Raw genomic sequence first — 20,529 nt, forward strand, 5'->3', positions numbered from 1 at the left:
ATACAACACCAGCTCTGAGAAAAGAGTTAAAACACAAATCCGTTCAGGCGTTCGTCGTCATGGACAATTAGCCACTCACCCTTCTTCCCCAGATGGAAACTCTGCGCATTGGGTAAAAATGGCAGCCACAGCAACCTGTCGTGCTCTGCATCTATCATGGCCTCCAACTTACGGCACAACTCCCGCCGTTCGTTTGGTAAAGCGGCTAACAGATACACTGACTTCTGCAATCCCCCAGCCTTGGCTGGCACAAAGCTTATGCACACGCCGCAGCCGCTTGGGACAGGCTATATCATAGCTGAGTAGCCAAAGAGGTTTCACTGTCATCGACTGGCCTCTCGTTCAATAGTGTGTCGCACGATACGGGCCACCCTTTTGACACGCCCCTCATGAGTAGCGGCAAACTTGTGCCAGGCAGGATAGAAAATGGCCTGTCCGGCCGAGGTTAATCGACAACCCGACTCGCTGATATCGAACAAGCTGGTATCTATGGTTGCAGATAAAAACAGTTTTGCCACCCAGACCTCTACTCTTCCCCGCGTCAACTCCTTGGTATCACAAATCAAACTCTGACGACGATAACCTGTGGCATGATGAACACCAAGACCAATATCCAAGCCCTGAGCCAGTAATGCCTTGCCGTGCAAACCGTCCTCCATCACCGAGGCCAACGATATGAGTGCATTTAACGGGTCTTTAGGTGGCCTCCTGTTCCGTCCATGAAATCCAAGATACGCAAATTTACCGGCCCACTGTTGCCAATACAAATGCGACAACCTGGCTTCCTGCAACATCAGGTTGTCAGCCTGTTTCAGGGTGTCGACCATATTGTTCCAACCGGGCGGTAGACCTAAACCCAGTTTATGCAGTACCCAACTTTGCTGCAATGTCTTGAGAGTCACCAACTTACGACTAAGCCTGACACTAGCCTCACTGTGATAGCACACCCGGTATTGCCTGAAACGAATATCACTGCCGGGAGGACGCATCGGCATCAAGCTAGCCGGATCAGTCCCCTTGTCACCAATAAATAGCACCTGAATTTCATGTCTGGCTAAGGCAAGCAGCACATCCGAACTAAGTTTAACCTGCCTGCCGATTAATATTAACGTCAGCGACCCCCAAGGCATGCTTAGGCGCCCTTTATCCGGATGTTCACACGACAACATGCCATCACGAACCGATAAGGCGTAATCTTTCTCGTCCAAAACCATCATACTCATACCAACTCCTTTGTAATCTAACGACCCTTCTCAGCATGAGTGTGACCCTCATCACCAGAAAAAGTCGCCAGACAAGTTTGTATGACCACATTGTTAGACAGTATCAGATAAGATTAGCCCCAGATGGGAGTGCACCGCTTTTAAATCAAATGAGAGGTAATTTATTGATAATACAGTGGTGGTTTTATCATTGGCCCGCAGCTTGCCTAGCAGGATGAATTCGCACTTGTTTAAAACACTTGTTTCATGGCGTTATTGCCATAATAAAAACAATGCGTTACAATTTCTCTTGTCCTACGGGACACGCCCTGAACTAAGGGATTAAGACGTATGTTAGCTCTTCCTGAGTTAAAACACCTTCGGTCCTACGGGACACGCCCTGAACTAAGGGATTAAGACCTTATGGTTTTCATAATTCATTATATTACCTATCGTCCTACGGGACACGCCCTGAACTAAGGGATTAAGACCTCGTACTCCGGTATAGGAAGTTGCAACTCATGGGTCCTACGGGACACGCCCTGAACTAAGGGATTAAGACACGTGCTCTTCGTGGGGCTATCCGTTCTATCTCGTCCTACGGGACACGCCCTGAACTAAGGGATTAAGACTAACATCCATGCACACCTCTCTTCGTATAGTCATGTCCTACGGGACACGCCCTGAACTAAGGGATTAAGACCTTTCTAAAATCAACTGGTTAAGTCTTAATACAAGTCCTACGGGACACGCCCTGAACTAAGGGATTAAGACATTGCTCCCATCTAATAGGTCTTGTAATGTATTAGTCCTACGGGACACGCCCTGAACTAAGGGATTAAGACGTACGGGGCACGATAGATACGTGGAATGGTTTTGTCCTACGGGACACGCCCTGAACTAAGGGATTAAGACTTGTTGAAACGGGTCTGATTTGATTCCATGATACGTCCTACGGGACACGCCCTGAACTAAGGGATTAAGACCCAGACTGGTAACCATGTGGCTGCGCGCGCTGTACGTCCTACGGGACACGCCCTGAACTAAGGGATTAAGACTCAAGTTAGCATACTCATCCCACATTACCCACTCGTCCTACGGGACACGCCCTGAACTAAGGGATTAAGACTCATCGTAAGTTCCACTAAGAGCGATCATTAGTGTCCTACGGGACACGCCCTGAACTAAAGGATTAAGACGCCCGAGTATTGTCGTACGCTCTGTTCCCATGTAGTCTGACTGGACATGCCCTGCACCAAGGGATTAAGACGTTACAGTTACATTCATAGGCGTATCAACAACAAGTCCCACGGGACGCGCCCTGAATTAAGGGATTAAGACCAGAGATGATGAGGCTGTGAATAAAGCAAGTAACGTCCTACGGGAGGACACGCTCTGCACCAAGAGATAGGAGAATGGATGGGAGTGAGCTTATGAGGTAGACTCACGATACACGCCCTGAGCTAAGGGATTAAGACATATCGCCAGCTACGCGTTCAATTTCAACTTGAGTCCTACGGGACACGCCCTGAACTAAGGGATTAAGACAAGACTGCGCTGTCCTGTAATATCACATTTCTGAGCCCCACGGGACACGCCCTGCACCAAGGGATTAAGACTTAAGATACTTTCTTGCTATTACATCTACTTTTTGTCCCACTGGACACGCCCTGAACTAAGGGATTAAGACCAGAGATGATGAGGCTGTGAATAAAGCAAGTAACGTCCTACGGGAAGAGACGCTCTGAACCAAGAGATAGGAGAATGGATGGGAGTGAGCTTATGAGGTAGACTCACGATACACGCCCTGAACCAAGGGATTAAGACTTAAAGCCGATCTCGCCCTCTTTCTTATTAGCTAGTCCCACGGGAAGTGCCCTGCCAAAAGGGATGAAGGTCCAAAAATTCGCTTCCCGAACCCAGCAACAATCAACTATAAACACCTATAACCATCTATAAACATCTACCATTGCCGCGCCTCCCCCTTCTTCACTGCAAAGCGAAGTCACAAATAATCAACCGGTTAATCATTACCCCCTCCCGTATACGGATCACATCCTTTCCTTGGTCAGCCCAGACAAGTTTGTTTGAGCTCTAGGCGTAAACCTTTGGGTTAATATTCATTCTATCGAAGAGTGGCAAAGAGGAAGACGGCATGATGACATCCGATTACAGCAATGAGTTCAGCAACCGGGGATTTTGGTCAGCCCTGACGAAGTACATGAAGCGACTCGGTCGCAAGTCATTGCAACTGGCGTTAGAGCTCTATTATGCGGCCGAAGACTCATCAACGCCTATCTGGGCAAAGAGCGTGATTTACTCCGCTCTGGGCTACCTGATCTTACCTGTCGATGCCATCCCGGATATGGTTCCCGGCATTGGGTTATCCGACGACATAACCATATTAGTAGCCGCCATGGCCACTGTCGCCACCCATGTGAAAGCAAGCCACCAGCTCAGAGCAGAAGAACGCCTGAAGGCATGGTTCAGTTAATCACGAGCCGCAATCGTCGCCAGACCCGAAACCTAACCTTTGTAAACTCACGATGAGGGATCATGATGAATATGATTGTAGATATTTTAAAAGAGGCTGATGCGAACTTTACCGCAGAGCAAGCCCTACGGATCAATGAAAAAATTTCCAGCATGCTGAATTACAAGCCAGCTGTTGGCGTATTTGGTAAAACGGGGGTCGGTAAGTCCTCTCTGTGTAATGCGCTATTTGGTCAGGATATCTGCGAAGTTTCGGATATCGATGCCTGTACCCGCTCAACACAGGAAATGATATTAGGCCTGGATAATGGCAAAGGGATAACCTTAATGGATGTGCCCGGTGTCGGAGAAAATCAAGAGCGGGATGATGAATATTCTGAGCTCTATCAGCAACTGCTACCCAAGCTGGATCTGGTGCTTTGGGTATTGAAAGCCGATGACCGAGCCTATTCCGTGGATATTGATTTTTATCTCAATGTGGTCAAGCCCCACTTACAGCAAGGCAAGCCTTTCATTATGGTTCTCAATCAGGTCGACAAGGTTGAACCGTTCAGAGACTGGGATTGTGCAAGCCGAACACCGGGGCTGACTCAGGCGAAAAACATCTACCAGAAAGTCGCCGGGGTAGCGAACAACTTTTCAGTCAAGCAGTCTGCTGTTATACCCATCTCGGCAGATGAAAAGTTTGGCCTCTCTAAGCTGGTGGACGAAATCGTTTTCTCCCTACCCGATGAGCAAAAGGTCTCAGTCGCCAAAGAGGTAAAAGAGGAAAACCTCTCCAATGAAGCCAGACAGGAAGTAAAAAGCTCGCTGTCTCGTGTCATCTCACGTACCGTCGCAGGGGCAGTCTGCGGCAGTGAAATAGGCGGCAGAGTAGCGGGTAAGGCAGGCGCTGTAGTAGGTGCAGTGGTTGGTGGTATTGGCGGTTTACTGGGGCTTTGGTGATTATGACGAATTTGCACTGTTCGGTAAAAATTGAGCGCGATGTGCCAGCATTGGTCCAGCGTAGAAACTCATTTGCGTTTTTGCATAATCGCCAGCCGGTGCTCTCCCTGGCCTCAAGTTGGCGACGGGGCGATAACCAGTCTCATGATATCCAGGTCATCGCCATCGGTAAGTCTGGCTATGGCAAATCGACAACACTGAATCAGCTGGTGGGAGAAGATGTGTTTGACACCAATGATATTGAGGGTTGCACCCGGGTGATGCAATCTGCCGAATACCGATTTCAGACACACGAGGCACTGTGCCACTTTTCTCTGGCTGACCTTCCCGGTATTGGTGAAACCCCCAATCTGGATCACGAATATATCAACCTATATCGGGAAGCGATAAAAAAAGCGCATTCTGTCATCTATTTCCTAAGGGCCGACCAGAGAGACTACACAATCGATCAATGGGCATTTTCACAACTGTTTAAGACACCAGATGAGAAACGTAAGGTGATCCTAGCGCTGAATGCCGTCGATAAGATTGAGCCACTCAACAGAAGAGTGCCATTTGAGTTATCCCGGGAACAGACACATAGCCTCCAACTAAAGCTCCAAAGGATCTCTACCCTGTTTGCTCTTTCCGAAGATCAACTAGTGACCTTGTCAGCCACCGAGCAGTTCAACATGGATAGCCTGGTAGATAAGCTTGCTAAGCATTTACAGCCCTATCTCAAAGAAGGTTGATGAACGAAAAAGTTACCCACTATTCCTTTGATATTTTTTAGGGGAGTGCATATTACGCAACATAATAGAACACCTGTAAGCCACTGTTTAATAAAACCTCTCACAGTAAAACAAGTTAAAATGAGTTACAACGCAACAAAAATATCACATTCCCAAGCAAACCATCGCTACAGCCCTTGATATCACTAGCCTGTATAGGGTAGAGTTTGAGACCTGCCCGACGACATTGCAGGAGCAAATGACGAAGAGCGCTTGCGCTGGCCCCAACGGGGCGAACCTCATGGATGAGGTGAGTAACTTAAACGGGATTAAGGACCTAGAAACCAATTATTCTCAATCATGCCAACAACATTGTTTGAGACCTGCCCGGTTTAGACGGGATTAAGACAGAAATCAAACTCATCCTTGCTGAGATCCAGATCTTTGAGACATGCCCGGTTTAGACGGGATTAAGACTATAATGCCAGCTCTTCTCCGTTTTCATCTATATTCTTTGAGACCTGCCCGGTTTAGACGGGATTAAGACTAATCGTTAGTACTGAATTGGCCAATGGGACACACTTTGAGACATGCCCGGTTTAAACGGGATTAAGACCTAATTGCATCAGTTGCCCAAGGGATGGTAATACCAGCTTTGATACCTGCCCGGTTTAGACGGGATTAAGACTTAAAATTTATATCGAAAATCAAGCTGATAATAGCTGTTTGAGACCTACACGACGACATTATCTGCAGCACCTTCTATAACAGCGAAAGAACAGCACCTGTACTGATTTTTAAGGTGTGTTCTTCACGGGTGTGGTGAGTAGTTTAAGCGGAGTTAAGATATCTGAACTATCAATATTCTAGAGCCAAGCAAAGGTTCCCGAACTAAAATCCCTCATACTTATCGGATAAATGAGCTCGCCCTTCTTTTATAAAAAATTGACTCCAAGCACTGATTGGCAGCGCCTTTACGGGCAGATCTTATTAAGATGCCAGCTCGTTATCATAATAACGCATGGCCGCTAACACTTTGACTAAATAGTCGCGAGTCTCTTGAGCTGGCAGGTTACGAAGTAGCTGCTGATATACCTGCTCGCTGGTCATCCCGTTAATCTTTTTCGCAGCCTTATTCACAGACATGCTATCTCCATTAAAGACCTTGGCCACATTCCCCATGCCGGTATTGTAAGCCGCGATAGTGCAATAGAGTCGGCTGGTGGGATCATCAATTTTTGTGAAATATGAAAAATAGAGGAGCTTGATGTAAGTCGTACCAAAGAGTACATTTTGCGGCGGCTGAAATAGTGTGGATTTGGCTGGTGGAGTGGGGTCATTATACAGGTATTGATTGACATCGATGCCCGCAGTAGTTGGTACCACCTGCATCAGCCCTAGCGCAAAGACAGGTGAAACGGCCAGCGGGTTAAAGTCCGACTCAGTTTCCATGACGGCATAGATGAGTGATTCAGGGACTGCATTGGCTTTTGATTGCTGAGCCACGTATTGCCTATAGGCTTGGGAGCGCTGCCAGCGACTCGGATTAACACTGCCCCGATAGCTCGTTGATTTTGCCTTCACAGATGCTTGTTCAATATGTTTACGGTATTTCTCGGCCCTTTGGCGCTCTAGCTTTAGCTGATTGGCGTATTGCAGCTCTTTGCGGCTTGAGTCGGCATCCAAATTTTTGCCACTCTGTTGTATCTGCTGCGCGTGGTCTGACAGCACCTTGATGGTCCTCTCAACAGCATCAACCTCCCCCTGGGCGTCCTGATTACCAATAATCTGTTTTGCTAAAGGCGCAATATCTACCGGACTGATGGCGAGTGACTCAGCCAGAGTACTGACCCCCTTTCCGGCTTCTGCCTCCGCTCTGGGAAGGGCCATCCCCGGCTCAACCTCAAATCGAGTCGACAGCTGGCTTATCGGCATAGAAAGGGCGTCAACCAGTAAGCTTTCAAGATCTTCAGTATTGGCAGTTGATTGATTCTGTTTTGACACAATGACGCGATTTTGTTGGTAGTCGACCACCAGCTTTTCGGTCATTTGGGGAGTATATAATACCAACTTCGAAGGGGTGCTTGTTTCAGCAACTCCCCATTGCTGTTCAACGCGGCTCTTATAGTCTGATAAGTGTCGACGGTAAGTGTCGCGATACTCTTGCAGTCCCTGATTATATTGCTGCTGATAGTGGCTGTTATTTTTATTATATTGATTTTGATAGCTTTGCATTTGCTGAGCCATCTTCTCATATATATCCGTTTTTGCGATAACAGAGCCCGACAGGGTGGTCAATATTAAGCTTAAATAAACCACTTTGAATATATTGATTGAGTGCGCAGTTTTTTGCGCAGCTTTTTGCATCGTTCTTTGCATGGCTGACTCCTAATCACATTTGATTCTAGCAAGAGGAAAACGGTGCCCTTGGCCGGCTTACTATCAAGCTAATACTTGACCCGGGTAATAATAAATTGCTCGAATTTCGCGTTATATTTACTCATCATCGCTGCAGTGAGCTCCTGTCCCCGCAGCCTTTCTGGGACCTCAATACTTAAGTGAAAGTAATCAGCCCCGCGCTCTTGTACTGCAAACGCCAGATTGAATGGTAAAGAGCCAAAAACACAATCCCCAGGCTGTATACATCGCACATCATGCAAGTGGCCTTGCTGCTTATCAAAAACAAAGCCCTGACTTTGCGCCCACTCGAGGGCGCCCAGATGCCGAGTAATAAACCAACGACTCATCGCACTGCCTTTGGGATCGACGGTTGATTAAGTTCACTATTACGCTCCTGTTCCGGTTCAGGTGCGAGACCAGGTTTAACATGTCCAAACCCAGGCATTTCAGGCATCTGGTAGACCTGCTGCAAAATTTTCTCTTTCGCCAAAGTGAAGTCGCCGCTGGATATGCCAACTAGCGCCCAGAGATGCCCGGCATCATCCTGTAGCGCCCGGTTAAGCTTAATACCTGAAATTGCTCCATTACTGAACTCGATAGAGAGCTGTTTATCCAGGCGCTTCGATAACTCGAGTTTATCCTCCTCCTGAAGCGACTCATCTCGGGTCAGTTGGGCGCTGAGCTGTATTCTCATCTGAGCGAGTAACTTTAAGCTTGCATTGTGGACAGCCACTCTCTCTCTAAAGCCGTAAGACGCAACGGATGGATTAGCAGCCCCCACGGCCCACTCGATGTTAGGCAGGTGATCGACATGGGGAGGACATATCCACGAAGGGGCTTCTTTACCCGTTGTCGGAAAACGACATTCATCAACCAGCTCAAGAACATCCTCCCTTGAAGCACAGCCAGAAAACAGGATAACTAAGCAACCAGCGATGATGGATTTAGCAAAAAGTCTAGTCATGATAATGCTCCTTAAAAAGTAATAGGATCTTGCTTCTCTTCATTGGTTTTATCTTATCGGACTGATATTTAATTGGCGGAATGACAAACTTGTTAAAACTGAACTCTCTAAGTACTGCAACATTACTGAGGTCCATTGATTGCGCTCAACGGCGTCATGATTATCCTGTTCGGTCAACTTTGGGAATATCAGTGGCTGTGGTGAAAACAGCGCGAACATGTATTCTATTGAGGGTTGGCCTATAAATAGCAGTTGCGCTTCGCCCTTAAATGAATACACCTGAGCTTGATTTAGCGCTTTATTTATAACGACCGGATAGGCCTTGTTATCTGGCGTGATTGTCACCAGCGTAAAGTAGCCGACATGAGGACTTATCCAGGAGTACTGCAATTCATCACCGGCATTGAGGTGTAACCGTGTCGAACTTGGTTGCAAGTGAATTGATTGCAGACTCTTACTGGCAATTTTTACCGTTAACCGATCCGGTGTTTCAATATTAACAGCATGCCAATTGAGTAACCTACCAGCCTCACTGTCGGTTACCCTGATGCTCTCTTGTCCAAGTGTGAGCATCCAGCTGCCGTTATCAAAAATCAGTGATGTCGATATTGCACTCTCATTTTCCTGATAAACAATCAGATTGCGAATCATGTCACTACCGATGAGCGCATCGCTTCCTCTGAGCATACTGGCTTGGATATCACGAGCGGCAATACGGCTTTTTAAGCTTCGCCTGTCAACTTTAACCAAAGCCTCAAACAGTTTGCCGCAACTAACCAGCTTGATAAGCTTTGCATCAGATAACTGCACATTGATATTTTCCTGGCTTCGCTGAGTCTGGTAGCGCTGATGAATATCGCCATCTATCTGCTCGTCGTAATGACCATAATAGGTAACGTCTACTTTCATCTGCTTTACAATGGCATTTCGTGCCTCATCGTGTGCCACAGCCTCTGTTGCTCCCCGGCCCAAGCCATAAAAAATATTTTCTTCAGGCTCTGGTAGACTAATGCAATCTGCAGCGGCTACATTTGATAACATGATTAAAGTCAATATCAATGCATTCTTCATGTCGCGCTCCTATCTGTATGTGGTCAATACTCGGTTTGAATGCAATGTCACATCCGGCCGTTGCGTGTGACCGTCCATTTTGCTCACCACACTTCGGGTTTCTGATTTAACATAACTTCGCAACTCCCAGCTGGTCAGCGCCTTATCACCATTAGCATCAGCCTTACCTGATAGTCCCTGCGTTAAAGAGTAGGTAAATGCACTCAATTCAGCAGCAGGCAGCCAATTGGCGACCTGATCCTGCTGCGCAGCACTATATACATCGATTCCATTAGCGGACTTAGGTAGTGACTGAGTTTTAATGGTTATAGGCGAGACATTGCCAAAAAAGGTACCCGCTGATGATCTTCCACTAAAGCAAGCCTCTAAATACAAGGATTGCTTAGAGGTTGGCAGGCGAGCCAGCCGCTCATATAGCGTTTCGACCGACACTGCTGTTTCATTTAATGCGGATATTTGTGCATCGGCTGTGACCAGGTAAGAGCTCCAACGATTATTACTCGCGGGAGCCCCATGGCCGCTGTAGAAGAATGTGAGTTCAGGCTTAACACCGTACTTTTGCTGATGGCTAAGTAAACGTTCATGCAGTCGCCCTGAACTGGTTGACGTGCCTAATAAAGCGTTAAACCCACCCAATGTTAAATCATATACGATAATGATATTCTCTTCGGGTATTCCCATCGATTTTATCAATACAGTTTTCATCGCCTGTACATCATCACGGGCGTAAACAGCCATATTAATTTGACTATCCTTGTAGCTTTGATTGCCAATAAGCACTGCATAGTGGTGGGGATTCTGACTCTTTGATTTGGCAGGCTGCAAAATATCTGTAGCCATGTATTTGACACGTTGTGAACCACCATTGGTAACATTTTGTCTATAGGTTGCAGGCTCGTTGACGACAGCAAACAGTGGCAGTTTTCGATTACCTATATTGAGCTCATCTGTTTCTAATGAGAGGCCCAAGTCCTGCCCTACTAGCATCTCTGAGCCAGCCTTAACCGTGACATAGATGTCAACATACTCGCCAAATTTAAGGTGTTTAATCGGTGCCATATCCACTAACTTGGCAACAGCTTTTGACTGGGCAGATTTGTCTATTGAGAACTGCAGGTTTCTTGCCGTACCTTTGCCTCTATTAGTCACTCTATATACTATTTGAGCCTCCAGCCCGGCGGGTATTGCGATGTTCCCCTTTACAGGCTTAACCTCTAATAACGGCTCATAATAGGGTTCAGCCTTAAAAGGGGTGGCGACCAAATCGCTACCAAACCCATCCAATTCTTCGGCAGCAGCATTGATAACCAGGCTATTTGCATCGAAATCCTTATCCAAGCTCACTTTAAAGGTAAATTGCTGGCTTTTTTTAGGCGCTATTCGGTCAAATACATGTTGATCAGTTTCAAACTCCAGCGCCTTGTTTTTTGAAGATAGCTTGAGACTGACCATATGCGCATAGCTATCGCCATGGTTACTGGTCTTTACTTTGATATAGCCCTGCTCCCCCGCAGATAAGGTACCATCTTGGTCGCTATCTATAAGGCTCATCGTTACTACTAATTTAGGTGGGTTTTGCTGCTTACCCACACGTTCAGTTTCAGTTCGAGCCTCTTCCATCGCGGTATCTATTTTAGCGAGCAACTGTTTTGGATAGTAAGCTTCACGCGTCTCGTACACATGAACAACCTTCTCCTCTGCACGACCAGAGCCTTCAAATGAAGGGCGAAAATCTCGCTTAATGAGGACCACTCCCTCTTCAGCAGATAATTTTACAGCATTATCAACATATAATTTTGCTGCTAGAAAGCGTTGTTCATTAAAGGCTTTTTGCCCCTTGAGATATAACTGATAAGCACTATTAGCTCGAGTCAGATCGTCAGGCTTACTACCACACGCCGAAATGAAAAAACATGAGATAACGATAAAAAATGATATTACTCGCATAACAGTATCCTTAGCTCGCAAAATGAAAGAGGTTAGACAGAGTGTTGATTATTGATAAGGTCTCTGGACACCACATAAACTGCGTTTTCTCAACACACTATATGATGACCTTTATCGAAGAGTGGATGCGCAGACTAAAGCTCATAAGCGATAACCTGCGCACTCCCGTGTTACCAATAGAAGCTATATGTCGCCGTATACCCCCAGCCTTTCATGTGCACGTTTTGCAACTCGTTAGCCGAAAAATCTAACCCATGGTGCTTTCCAAGCAGGCCAATCCCGTAAAACTGCTCCCTCTCTGGCTTATCACCCGCACCAAAAGAGAGGTAGTGATTCTCACCATAGCGAAAGGCGACATCGACACCTGAGCCAAATAAGCTGACCAACTTCCATTCACCTCCAAACTTGACAATATCGACCTCACCGGAAGGGGCTCCCCAGCTAGGCAGGTAGCTCAATCGCTCATATTCACCATTGAGAGTAAACCTCCAATCAATACCTGCGCTGGTCGCCACAGCGCCTGAAAAATGGGCTCCGACTCCAAATCGCTCAGGCCTCAGCGCTACTAACTCCCCACTTTCTAGCTTATCATCAGCCTCGGTACTATAAGCAGCGCCAAGTCTTAGGGTGTAATATGTAGATGCCTCTAATGATGTGAGCTCAGCCTCCTGGTTCAATGGCACTAAGATGACACCTAACGTCCCATCGATAGACTTGGAGCTAGTCTGTTGATGACCATCACCATTGTTGGCAGAGGGAAACCCTAGGGAGCCACCTATCGAAATCCAGTCACTCAGCAGTAACCCATAACCTGCACTAAACGTGCAGACTTTATAGCTACTGCCTTCAGTTGTTTGCATATGAGCCATATCACATCCATATGCCGCCCCCATTCCGCCATACATTCCCCCGATAAAAGTGATTTGGTTGCTATCAACGTTCCACTGACCATCCTGGGGTTGCAATACAGATCCATAGGTCAAAGAGATATCCCCACCAGCCGGCTCGCCTTCACTTTGCCCCAAGGCATGCATTCCCATTCCTGCCGGGTTCTTTAAAATAGCGGTAGAGTCGTCAGCTTGAGCAACGTCCGCTCCGCCCATGCCGATGCTTCGACCACCAAATAGATAGGCAGTTGATGCGTTTGCATTGAGAGCCACTGAAGATGTTGCCAATACAGATGTAGCTAAACCGAACGCGATTAATTTACTCATGATGACTCTCCAATCAATTAAAAGAATGTTGTTCTTTAATAAGTTCAGTGTGCCCTAAATTTCATGATTTAGATTTCTAGCAAACTTGTCTGATGGCACTAGAGTTGTTATCTAAAGCATCTATTTTAATACTCCCCCTAAGGTGGAAATTTACTAATAACTACACTTTTGCGAGTTGTTGAGATAATAATAACCAGACATTGCAACACTTGGTTAAATCACAAACTTGCGATATTATTTTGGGTAAAAGAGAGAGGCGATTTCATGTCTAAATAGTAGGAGCAAGCCTAGTACTTAAGGGCTATTCGTCGGGGTGACAAAACTATTACGTCAAAGACTATTACTCGGTATGTAAACGTATAGCTAAAAAAAAAGACCCTCTCGGGTCTTTTTAACTACTTATTATCAGGTTCTATACAGTCGCGATAGAATTCGAAAAATCATACATCCGGAAGCGCAGCATCAGGCTTAGTTGACTCCATCCAACTCTCAACATAATCCTTAAACTTAAAAATATTCTTACCTTCAAAACAGGTAATATTATAAGCTTTCATTCTATCCGCCATGGTATGGCTTACATCACCGGCCGATACAAAAATCACTTTCGAATATAGTCCGGCAACGTTTTTCCCCAATGAATCTAATTTATTTGAAATTTCCTTGCCTTTTTGAGCTTTCATTTTATCTTGCTCACTAAGGTTATCCTTTTCCTTATATCTAAACCTCTGAGTTTTACACTCAACCAGCATCATCTGATTATTATGAACAATTAACAGATCAAGCTCATTCTTGCTGTTGGTACTATTGATGCTGCCAGCCTTAAGCCATTTGCCCTCAACGTTAATCCCAACAAAATCGGCACCGGCATCAACAGCTGCCAAGTAAGCAAGCTCTTCCATCCAGCCACCACAAAGATACCTGGCAGCATCTTCATTTATGAACGTTACTTTTCGCCCATCACGGGTTAATACACCGCGTTTTTCCAACTGCTCGATAAATAGAAGTTGTTTACTATATAAGTAATCATTAATCTTGGCAGTAAGTGGCACCGCTTGATTATTTAACGCACTATTAGCGAACCAGTTCACTGCCGCCATTATCGTTTGTGCATTGGTCAATGTTTTGGCCAAAAACTCGGTATGGTGACGACGATCTACAATTAGCTGAAGCGTATCAGCATCATTGATACTGCCACCTGTCATTCTAAAATTATGGGCTAATAAGTAAGTTTCAATATCTATGACGCTTTCTACTTGGCAGCTACGTTCTGGTTGATAAGGGTAAACAATCCAGCCAGAGGCAGTATCCAGATAGATGACCTCTACGTTATCACTATGGCGAAAAGCATCGCAAAATGCTTGAGACATCATTTTGGTGCCACCGGTAGCATTTAATATTATTCGATGCTCAGGGTACTTCGTTAATAAAATATCAAGTAACCGATTAGCTGAATTCTTAATCTTAGGATAATAAGATGTGTGGCCACACTGAAAAGTAATACCTAAAATTTCAACACCTTTGCGCTTATAGATGTCAATTAATCGTCTTTCAGAGTTGACCATCTTGTCATCACCCGTGACCAGCACCACACCTTCGATACAGGGATCAGACAATGTTGGGATCAGATTCGCAGAAAGTTGCGCAGAAACTAAATTGATATGTATCGTAGGAAAGGTCATTTTCGCATCCAATGCTTTTTTATTAAGCTACTAAGCTATGCGAACGGGAAAAAATTTCAAGTCCATTCTGGTCATTTACGAAGCCAGATCGACTTTATCTCAAAATATTATTCCACCTTAAGAGTAAAGCGATATTTTTCCCATCTAAGTAACTACCACCAAACTGACGAATAAAACGGTTTGCTGGTTGATTAATCTTACCGGAAGATATCACCAAAAAACGATTACAAGGGTTTGCAATGCCCTTCAACTCATTCAACAACGCTTTCACGCCAAAAGGCTCAACGAAGCAGCTATATAATGATTCAGGGTTGTGATCTAATATCAATGCGACTTTTTCACCTCCGTTGCACCAAAATGCTCTACCATTTGTATCAAACCAGAGGTTCAACCCTTTAGCTGAAAATGCCTGATACACCATCTGCTCAAACCAGTGCTGAGTCACATTCAACAGATCCGCATTCAATTTGATAATATCCTGTTCCGTAAACTGTTGCTGTAAACCTAGACCATCCAACAACGAAGGTTGCGCTACCGCTGCTTGTTCTCCCATATAGCGAACACCATCCTTATAGCCAACAGGTTCTATCGGTTCGGCTTGCTGACATGCCATTACTTGGGATTGAGCAATTTGAGGAATGGTAGCAGCACTTGATGTAGCGTCACTCTCAGGCATGGTTGAAACTAAGCCGGAGGAGTCTTTTATACCTCTACTCTTCGAGTCATTAGGCTGATCATTTAAGACAGCAACATTATTCCCTTTAAGCTTGCTGAACAAGGTGGTAAAAAAATTCATAACAGCTCTCCTGTGAACAAATAAAAGGTAATAATAAAAATCACTAACCAATGATAAATAGCCGACGTAACTAACAAACATATTCAATCCCGATAGGCTAATACCTGCATAATTAATAAATATTTGAGGATGGGAATTCACATAGCAGCAAGAAAATAATCAAGCCTACCGAGTAACACCTCCAAGGTTTTAGATAACTTATGCCAAGAAGCGTATGGTTCGATCCAGGTCATAAAAATTTGCCCTGATTCTGACATGCAAAATAAAACAGCTAACAAAAAAATTGCAGTATAAGTAATCAGCTTCATTTTACCTCCTCCATACAAAAAACAGACAAGCCACAAATAAAGCCCACTTACATCAAAAATTCACACAGAGCTAAGCCATATATAAAAGGGAGCTAAAGACTAATTCTAAAATTCATTCAATTATTTCATTAACTCCCATTAAGCTTTAATCTGCGATTTCGACGACCAGACAGTCACTCCCTCTCAGCTGATAACAGCATAAACGCTTAACCACTGCTCAATGCATATGACAAACTTGCTATAGAGTGAACTCCGCATTCAATTTTGCCGATTTACCGAAAACTCAAACTTCGCTTTTATTATGAAACTCGACACAAGCAAATTTGATTAGAGCACGGCAAAATGATATTGGGTTGGAGAGCTATATTGAGGTAGTACTGAGGTCAGCCCGATTTAGGTGGGATTATGATTTGATTTGTGTCCACATTGGTCGTCTCTATGCCATACTTAAGAGCTACCAATGCTTGCTGTACAAAGAGCCTTTTGAGCACAACATAAAATACAATGTTAAAGTTGAACCCTGAGACAAGGTAACACTGATGGTAACACTTTAATTTTTCATCCATGACAGAGCGTTTAATAACAACAAGAAAGCCATTAGGTTCGAGCCCCGCCGCCTCCACCAATTCAGAAAAAAGGCCAACCTTAACGGGTTGGCCTTTTTTTATCTCATCAATAGAGTGTGGGAAATTGCAGTTAATATCTGGCAGCAATCAACAAATCATGAGTGAACCAGCCAGCTAAATGAAAGAGTACAGCCAACTTCCCAGCCTATAGATGTCATAGATGAAATAACAGAGAAACAGGAAGGCGCATAGCTGAAATAGTTTGTCTCTCCAGTCAATTTTCAGCAGAAAATCTTCGACATCTTCTCCTATAGACTCCTGTGCTCTGCCTGTAGCCTCCCCCATTTCATCGACTGATGCTTTTTCCTCGGCCTTTGACTCCCCTGTCGCTTTCAGGGCGAGGTTATCTCTTCTTAACTTTTCATTCTCCAACTGCAGAAGGTTCATCTTTCTCCTCTGCAGCGAATACCCAAGGATACCAGCGGCCGGAACAGAGACTAGCGTGATAACAAACCAGATGATTTCAGTATTCATATCTATCGCTTCATGTTAACCAGAGGCGTAATTTGGTGACTAATCTTATGTGAGTGGCACGCTATCTTTCTCGCACACGCTTAACACAAAAGACGTCGCTACTGTCTATAAACGGGAGAGCCGCATATTTGATTAAGCTGAAATACTGCTTACCCTTCGATACCTTCCATTCTCAAAAAGATACAGAATATATTTTAATTTAGTATAGAGCTCTAAAATAAATATACGCGTTAAACCAAGCTGTTCTGTAAAAAAATCAGCTTCCTCTTGCACGATACACTCTAGCTGTACCCGGTAACTCTGTCGCCCCCATAAATCCGGCAGCCCCTACGATATAAAGCTAAAAATACCGAGGTAGAGTGACAAGCTGATGCTATTCTGCGAGATTGATATAAAGACCGCACGCCAGAGGCTGCGCTAAAACTATCAGATAGCCATATAAGGAGATATGCATGACACAGTTAATACTTGGAATGGGGCTGTTTATCGCCATCCACCTACTCCCCAGCCAGATATCCTTCAGACAGAACTTAATAGATAAAATGGGAAGAGTTCCCTATCTGGCGCTGTTTTCGCTCATTTCGGTTATCGGATTTATCTTGATTGTTAACGGCTTTGGCATGACCTCAAAAGAGCAGCTCTGGCAGCCACAAACGTTCGCGCGTCCATTGGCTCACGCCATCATGCCACTGGTGTTTATTCTGCTTATTTCCGCCTATCTCAACACACATATCCGCGCCAAACTCAAACACCCAATGCTGATAGCCACCAGCTTATGGGCCCTGGTTCACCTGCTGGCAAACGGCGATCTGGCCTCCGCCATTCTCTTCGGTGGCTTCCTCCTCTATGCTTTGGCCGATATGTTACTGGTAAAGCCCAGAGAGAGCTTAGTACCAAAGGGGCAACCTAAGGCTAAGTTCGATGTTATCGCAGTGGTGGTAGGAGTGATGGTCTATGCTTTGGTGCTGCGTGGCCACCAGACACTGTTTGGTGTCGCCGTGATCGGCAGTTAAACGGGGGCTACAGCCCTTTTATCGCTTGAATCCGACGACCTAAGTTCGGGGGGCTGTCGAAGTGATATGTAATCATATCGAACGCTCTAACAACCATCAGTCACGATCTGATAAACCGGTGCGGCCTTTGGGTCATCCTGGCTACAGCTGGCGGGGTTGATTGTACCGTAGGCTTGTTGGTACATGAAATAGCATTGCCCGGACTTAATATCGCTTTGACCGAAGCCAAAGTAGACCTTATCGACCCCCTCATACTCGAAGCCTATGCGATCGTCGCTATAGTTTAATCTCTTGGCGACATCGGTATTGTCCAGATAACCACATTTCAGACGGGTTTCGAATACCCCGTCACCATCCACATCAACATCGGTAAGGTCGCCGCGCCCGGATACCGGTTTGGCCCGATAACCGGGAAGTTTAGATAAGATATATATCTGCTTATTGGCTTCGATGACTGAAGCGCTGAACTGCTGTAGCACCGCATCCCTGGCATCGCCACTCAGACTGATAAATTTGGCGGAGGCCGTCACAGCCAGCAGCCCCAAGATCACAATAACAACAACCAGCTCAATGAGGGTAAATCCCCGTGCCGGTGAGAAGCGCTTCGAGTCCATCCAGGTAACCAACAAATTCCAGTATTTTCAGGTGGCTAGATTTTGCACATGATAACGGGAGAGTTCAAGCTAAACAGATGACGAGAAAAGTAAAGTCTGCTCTTGCTCTACTCTTTACCTTACTCAAGGCCGGATAAATTCACCATCATCTGTTTTTTGCCTTCGACTCTTCACCCGAGTGCCCCGCCAGTACAAGCAGCCCAGCAAAGATCCCGAGGTTTTTAATGAAGTTTTGCATCTCATGGGCAGCCTCTACGCCGCTGAAGTTCCAAAAATCGTGCAAACTGATATTTATCACCACCACAAGCAGTGCCAGCAGTATCGATACCAGCGCCGTATAGCGATCAATCAGCAGCGCGATGGCGGCAAGGATCTCAAATATTGCCGCCGCAGCCAGAAGTAGCGGGATCATGCTCATCCCGTGCTTCTCCATTAAGGCAACATGCATATCCCAGCTGACAAACTTCATTATGCCGGGCAGCAAGAAGTAGAGCGCTAATATCACCCGCCCCACAGTTACAAGCTTATGATTCATATTCTTTCTCTCAAGAGCCACTATCTGACAGCCTTACCATATTGATAACCTAAACAATACATTCAGTGCAAATGTGTTGGCCAGATCTCCTCACTCACAACCGTTAGCGCCACTTGAATATTGTTATGCACCGCATCTGTGTATTGGCTGACCTGTTATTCATCTCTCACTATGGCGCCGGTAGCGTTTGAGCACCTTAACGACCTGGCCTACTGCAGAATCAGGATGTAAGCAGGGAGTCTCTTTCGCTCAGGTGAACGGTGAAGCCAGCACGCAACAGACAGCCTTGATGCAAGACGCTGAAAAAGTTGAATTCTATGCTCATGCCTTCTCACTTAACGGTTTCAGGCTTGTGTCCGGACAGCTGCTCCGCTGAGGCGATAGTCTATACTGAAGTGTGATCGGCCTGGCCTAATACAAAGCGTCACATCAATTCTATTGAAGAGTTTTCAGGGATCTGTTTATGCTCAAGGAAAGTTTTATATTACTTGCTGTCCTTTATTGGAGCTGAATATGAACTATCAAGTTTCAAAGTGTTTTATCGGTACCTCCTTTCTCCTCCTCATCTCTCCCTGGGTAGATGCGGGCCAATGGCACCTACAGGTCGACAATGACTTTATCTTCAAGGACGACGGTAACTATACCAATGGCTTAGTCCTGGGTTGGGAGAGTGATCCTATGCAAAGCCTGAATGACAAAGCCCTCCCGATCCGTTGGCAAAGTTTAGCGAGCTTCAAGCAGAACGATGCACAGCGAGCCTGGGGAGTGAAACTCACACAGCAGATGTGGACTCCGGGTGATATCAAGAGTGAGGCTCCGCAACCCTACGATCGTCCCTACGCCGGTTACTTAGCGCTCGAGAGTCACACCGCAACCTATGGAGAGAGATGGGCCCAGAAAAACTGGTTATCTATTGGGGTACTGGGGCCCGCTTCCCTTACCGAACAGCTACAGAAAATGTTCCATAAGATCACACCATCATCAACCCCCAATGGTTGGCAACATCAGATTGAGAACCAGTTAACCCTTCAGCTTGCCTATGAGATCGATGCACTTATTGTACGCCAGAATGCATTTGATAATGCATTTATGGGTCAGACTCAATGGGAGCTTAGCGGGCTCAGCCATACACAAGTCGGTAATTTTCGCAGTGAAACCGATCTCGGGTTAACCCTCAGATGGGGGACAAACTTAGCGGAGTCATTTGGTCGCCTAAGCCTGCATAGTGGCCAGCTTGGCAACATCTCAGCCACGACTAAATCGGGGAGCTGGATGCTCTTCGCCCGCGCTTACCTGGGCTATCGGTTCAATGACCAGACAATAGACGGCTCCCTTCCCTATGACTCCCACGTTGAGGTTGAAAACAATCAGGCAGGGATCACCACAGGCTTCATCTGGACTCAGCCCTCATGGTCTCTTGCATGGAACTTTAATGCCTACACAAGAGAGCAACAGAGTAACCCCAACAATTGGCATGGCTACGGCACGCTGATCGTCACCTGGCGGTTTTAATCGTTAACTATAGTTATCCCCCACTA

General features: G+C 45.8%; 20 protein-coding genes and 2 CRISPR repeat arrays. Of the genes, 6 read left to right on the forward strand and 14 right to left on the reverse strand.

Features of this window, described 5'->3' with window-relative positions; translation table 11 throughout:
- Positions 1–26: 26 nt before the first annotated feature.
- On the reverse strand, positions 27–230 hold the full coding sequence (locus Q1B47_RS08510) for a CRISPR-associated endonuclease Cas2 (RefSeq protein WP_299791658.1): 204 nt from the start codon (positions 228–230) through the stop codon (positions 27–29).
- A gap of 93 nt (positions 231–323) precedes the next feature.
- Positions 324–1,223 (reverse strand): CRISPR-associated endonuclease Cas1, encoded by a 900-nt coding sequence (gene cas1, locus Q1B47_RS08515; protein WP_299791660.1) that lies wholly within the window; start codon positions 1,221–1,223, stop codon positions 324–326.
- Between the two features lie 291 nt (positions 1,224–1,514).
- Positions 1,515–2,543: direct repeats of the CRISPR family, unit length 37 nt; unit sequence GTCCTACGGGACACGCCCTGAACTAAGGGATTAAGAC.
- Between the two features lie 814 nt (positions 2,544–3,357).
- Between cas1 and Q1B47_RS08520 the strand changes: the two genes are divergently transcribed.
- The 3 genes from Q1B47_RS08520 (at position 3,358) to Q1B47_RS08530 (ending at position 5,371) form a co-directional block, all read left to right on the forward strand.
- On the forward strand, positions 3,358–3,696 hold the full coding sequence (locus tag Q1B47_RS08520; RefSeq protein WP_299791663.1) for a YkvA family protein: 339 nt from the start codon (positions 3,358–3,360) through the stop codon (positions 3,694–3,696).
- Between the two features lie 62 nt (positions 3,697–3,758).
- Complete coding sequence (locus Q1B47_RS08525) at positions 3,759–4,640, forward strand: GTPase (RefSeq protein WP_299791666.1); 882 nt, start codon at positions 3,759–3,761, stop codon at positions 4,638–4,640.
- A gap of 2 nt (positions 4,641–4,642) precedes the next feature.
- The gene (locus Q1B47_RS08530; protein ID WP_299791669.1) at positions 4,643–5,371 is read left to right on the forward strand and encodes a GTPase domain-containing protein; all 729 of its coding nucleotides are present in this window, start codon (positions 4,643–4,645) and stop codon (positions 5,369–5,371) included.
- Between the two features lie 354 nt (positions 5,372–5,725).
- Positions 5,726–6,038: direct repeats of the CRISPR family, unit length 25 nt; unit sequence TGCCCGGTTTAGACGGGATTAAGAC.
- 302 nt (positions 6,039–6,340) lie between these two features.
- Here Q1B47_RS08530 and Q1B47_RS08535 read toward each other — a convergent pair.
- From Q1B47_RS08535 to Q1B47_RS08580, 10 genes are all read right to left on the reverse strand, one after another.
- Positions 6,341–7,729 carry a transglycosylase SLT domain-containing protein gene (locus Q1B47_RS08535; RefSeq protein ID WP_299791672.1) on the reverse strand — a complete coding sequence of 463 codons (1,389 nt, stop codon included), beginning with the start codon at positions 7,727–7,729 and terminating at the stop codon, positions 6,341–6,343.
- Between the two features lie 68 nt (positions 7,730–7,797).
- Complete coding sequence (gene csx16, locus Q1B47_RS08540; protein WP_299791675.1) at positions 7,798–8,097, reverse strand: CRISPR-associated protein Csx16; 300 nt, start codon at positions 8,095–8,097, stop codon at positions 7,798–7,800.
- Positions 8,094–8,714 (reverse strand): hypothetical protein, encoded by a 621-nt coding sequence (locus Q1B47_RS08545; RefSeq protein ID WP_299791678.1) that lies wholly within the window; start codon positions 8,712–8,714, stop codon positions 8,094–8,096. Before Q1B47_RS08545 ends, csx16 begins: the two co-directional genes overlap by 4 nt.
- Positions 8,715–8,762: 48 nt before the next feature.
- Positions 8,763–9,785, reverse strand: coding sequence for a hypothetical protein (locus tag Q1B47_RS08550; RefSeq protein WP_299791681.1), 1,023 nt, complete (start codon positions 9,783–9,785; stop codon positions 8,763–8,765).
- A gap of 9 nt (positions 9,786–9,794) precedes the next feature.
- Complete coding sequence (locus Q1B47_RS08555; protein WP_299791684.1) at positions 9,795–11,753, reverse strand: caspase family protein; 1,959 nt, start codon at positions 11,751–11,753, stop codon at positions 9,795–9,797.
- A gap of 149 nt (positions 11,754–11,902) precedes the next feature.
- Complete coding sequence (locus Q1B47_RS08560; protein ID WP_299791687.1) at positions 11,903–12,946, reverse strand: hypothetical protein; 1,044 nt, start codon at positions 12,944–12,946, stop codon at positions 11,903–11,905.
- 440 nt (positions 12,947–13,386) lie between these two features.
- Positions 13,387–14,625 carry a DUF1887 family CARF protein gene (locus Q1B47_RS08565; RefSeq protein WP_299791690.1) on the reverse strand — a complete coding sequence of 413 codons (1,239 nt, stop codon included), beginning with the start codon at positions 14,623–14,625 and terminating at the stop codon, positions 13,387–13,389.
- Between the two features lie 94 nt (positions 14,626–14,719).
- Positions 14,720–15,421, reverse strand: coding sequence for a hypothetical protein (locus Q1B47_RS08570; RefSeq protein WP_299791693.1), 702 nt, complete (start codon positions 15,419–15,421; stop codon positions 14,720–14,722).
- Positions 15,422–15,558: 137 nt separating this feature from the next.
- A complete protein-coding gene (locus Q1B47_RS08575) occupies positions 15,559–15,729 on the reverse strand; it encodes a hypothetical protein (RefSeq protein WP_299791696.1) in 171 nt (56 codons plus the stop codon).
- A gap of 740 nt (positions 15,730–16,469) precedes the next feature.
- The gene (locus Q1B47_RS08580) at positions 16,470–16,829 is read right to left on the reverse strand and encodes a hypothetical protein (protein WP_299791699.1); all 360 of its coding nucleotides are present in this window, start codon (positions 16,827–16,829) and stop codon (positions 16,470–16,472) included.
- Between the two features lie 452 nt (positions 16,830–17,281).
- Between Q1B47_RS08580 and Q1B47_RS08585 the strand changes: the two genes are divergently transcribed.
- Positions 17,282–17,842 carry an NnrU family protein gene (locus Q1B47_RS08585; RefSeq protein WP_299791702.1) on the forward strand — a complete coding sequence of 187 codons (561 nt, stop codon included), beginning with the start codon at positions 17,282–17,284 and terminating at the stop codon, positions 17,840–17,842.
- An 86-nt stretch (positions 17,843–17,928) separates the two neighbouring features.
- Here the strand turns inward: Q1B47_RS08585 and Q1B47_RS08590 are convergent, their stop codons facing one another.
- Positions 17,929–18,456, reverse strand: coding sequence for a type II secretion system protein (locus Q1B47_RS08590; protein ID WP_299791705.1), 528 nt, complete (start codon positions 18,454–18,456; stop codon positions 17,929–17,931).
- Between the two features lie 145 nt (positions 18,457–18,601).
- Complete coding sequence (locus Q1B47_RS08595) at positions 18,602–18,991, reverse strand: DoxX family protein (protein ID WP_299791708.1); 390 nt, start codon at positions 18,989–18,991, stop codon at positions 18,602–18,604.
- A gap of 187 nt (positions 18,992–19,178) precedes the next feature.
- Between Q1B47_RS08595 and Q1B47_RS08600 the strand changes: the two genes are divergently transcribed.
- Both Q1B47_RS08600 and Q1B47_RS08605 read left to right on the forward strand, forming a co-directional pair.
- Entirely contained in the window at positions 19,179–19,367 is a 189-nt protein-coding gene (locus Q1B47_RS08600; RefSeq protein WP_299791711.1) for a hypothetical protein, read from the forward strand.
- A gap of 137 nt (positions 19,368–19,504) precedes the next feature.
- Positions 19,505–20,503, forward strand: coding sequence for a lipid A deacylase LpxR family protein (locus Q1B47_RS08605; protein ID WP_299791714.1), 999 nt, complete (start codon positions 19,505–19,507; stop codon positions 20,501–20,503).
- Positions 20,504–20,529 lie beyond the last annotated feature (26 nt).

This window comes from uncultured Shewanella sp., from assembly GCF_947501225.1.
In the GTDB taxonomy this organism is placed as follows: Bacteria; Pseudomonadota; Gammaproteobacteria; order Enterobacterales; family Shewanellaceae; genus Shewanella.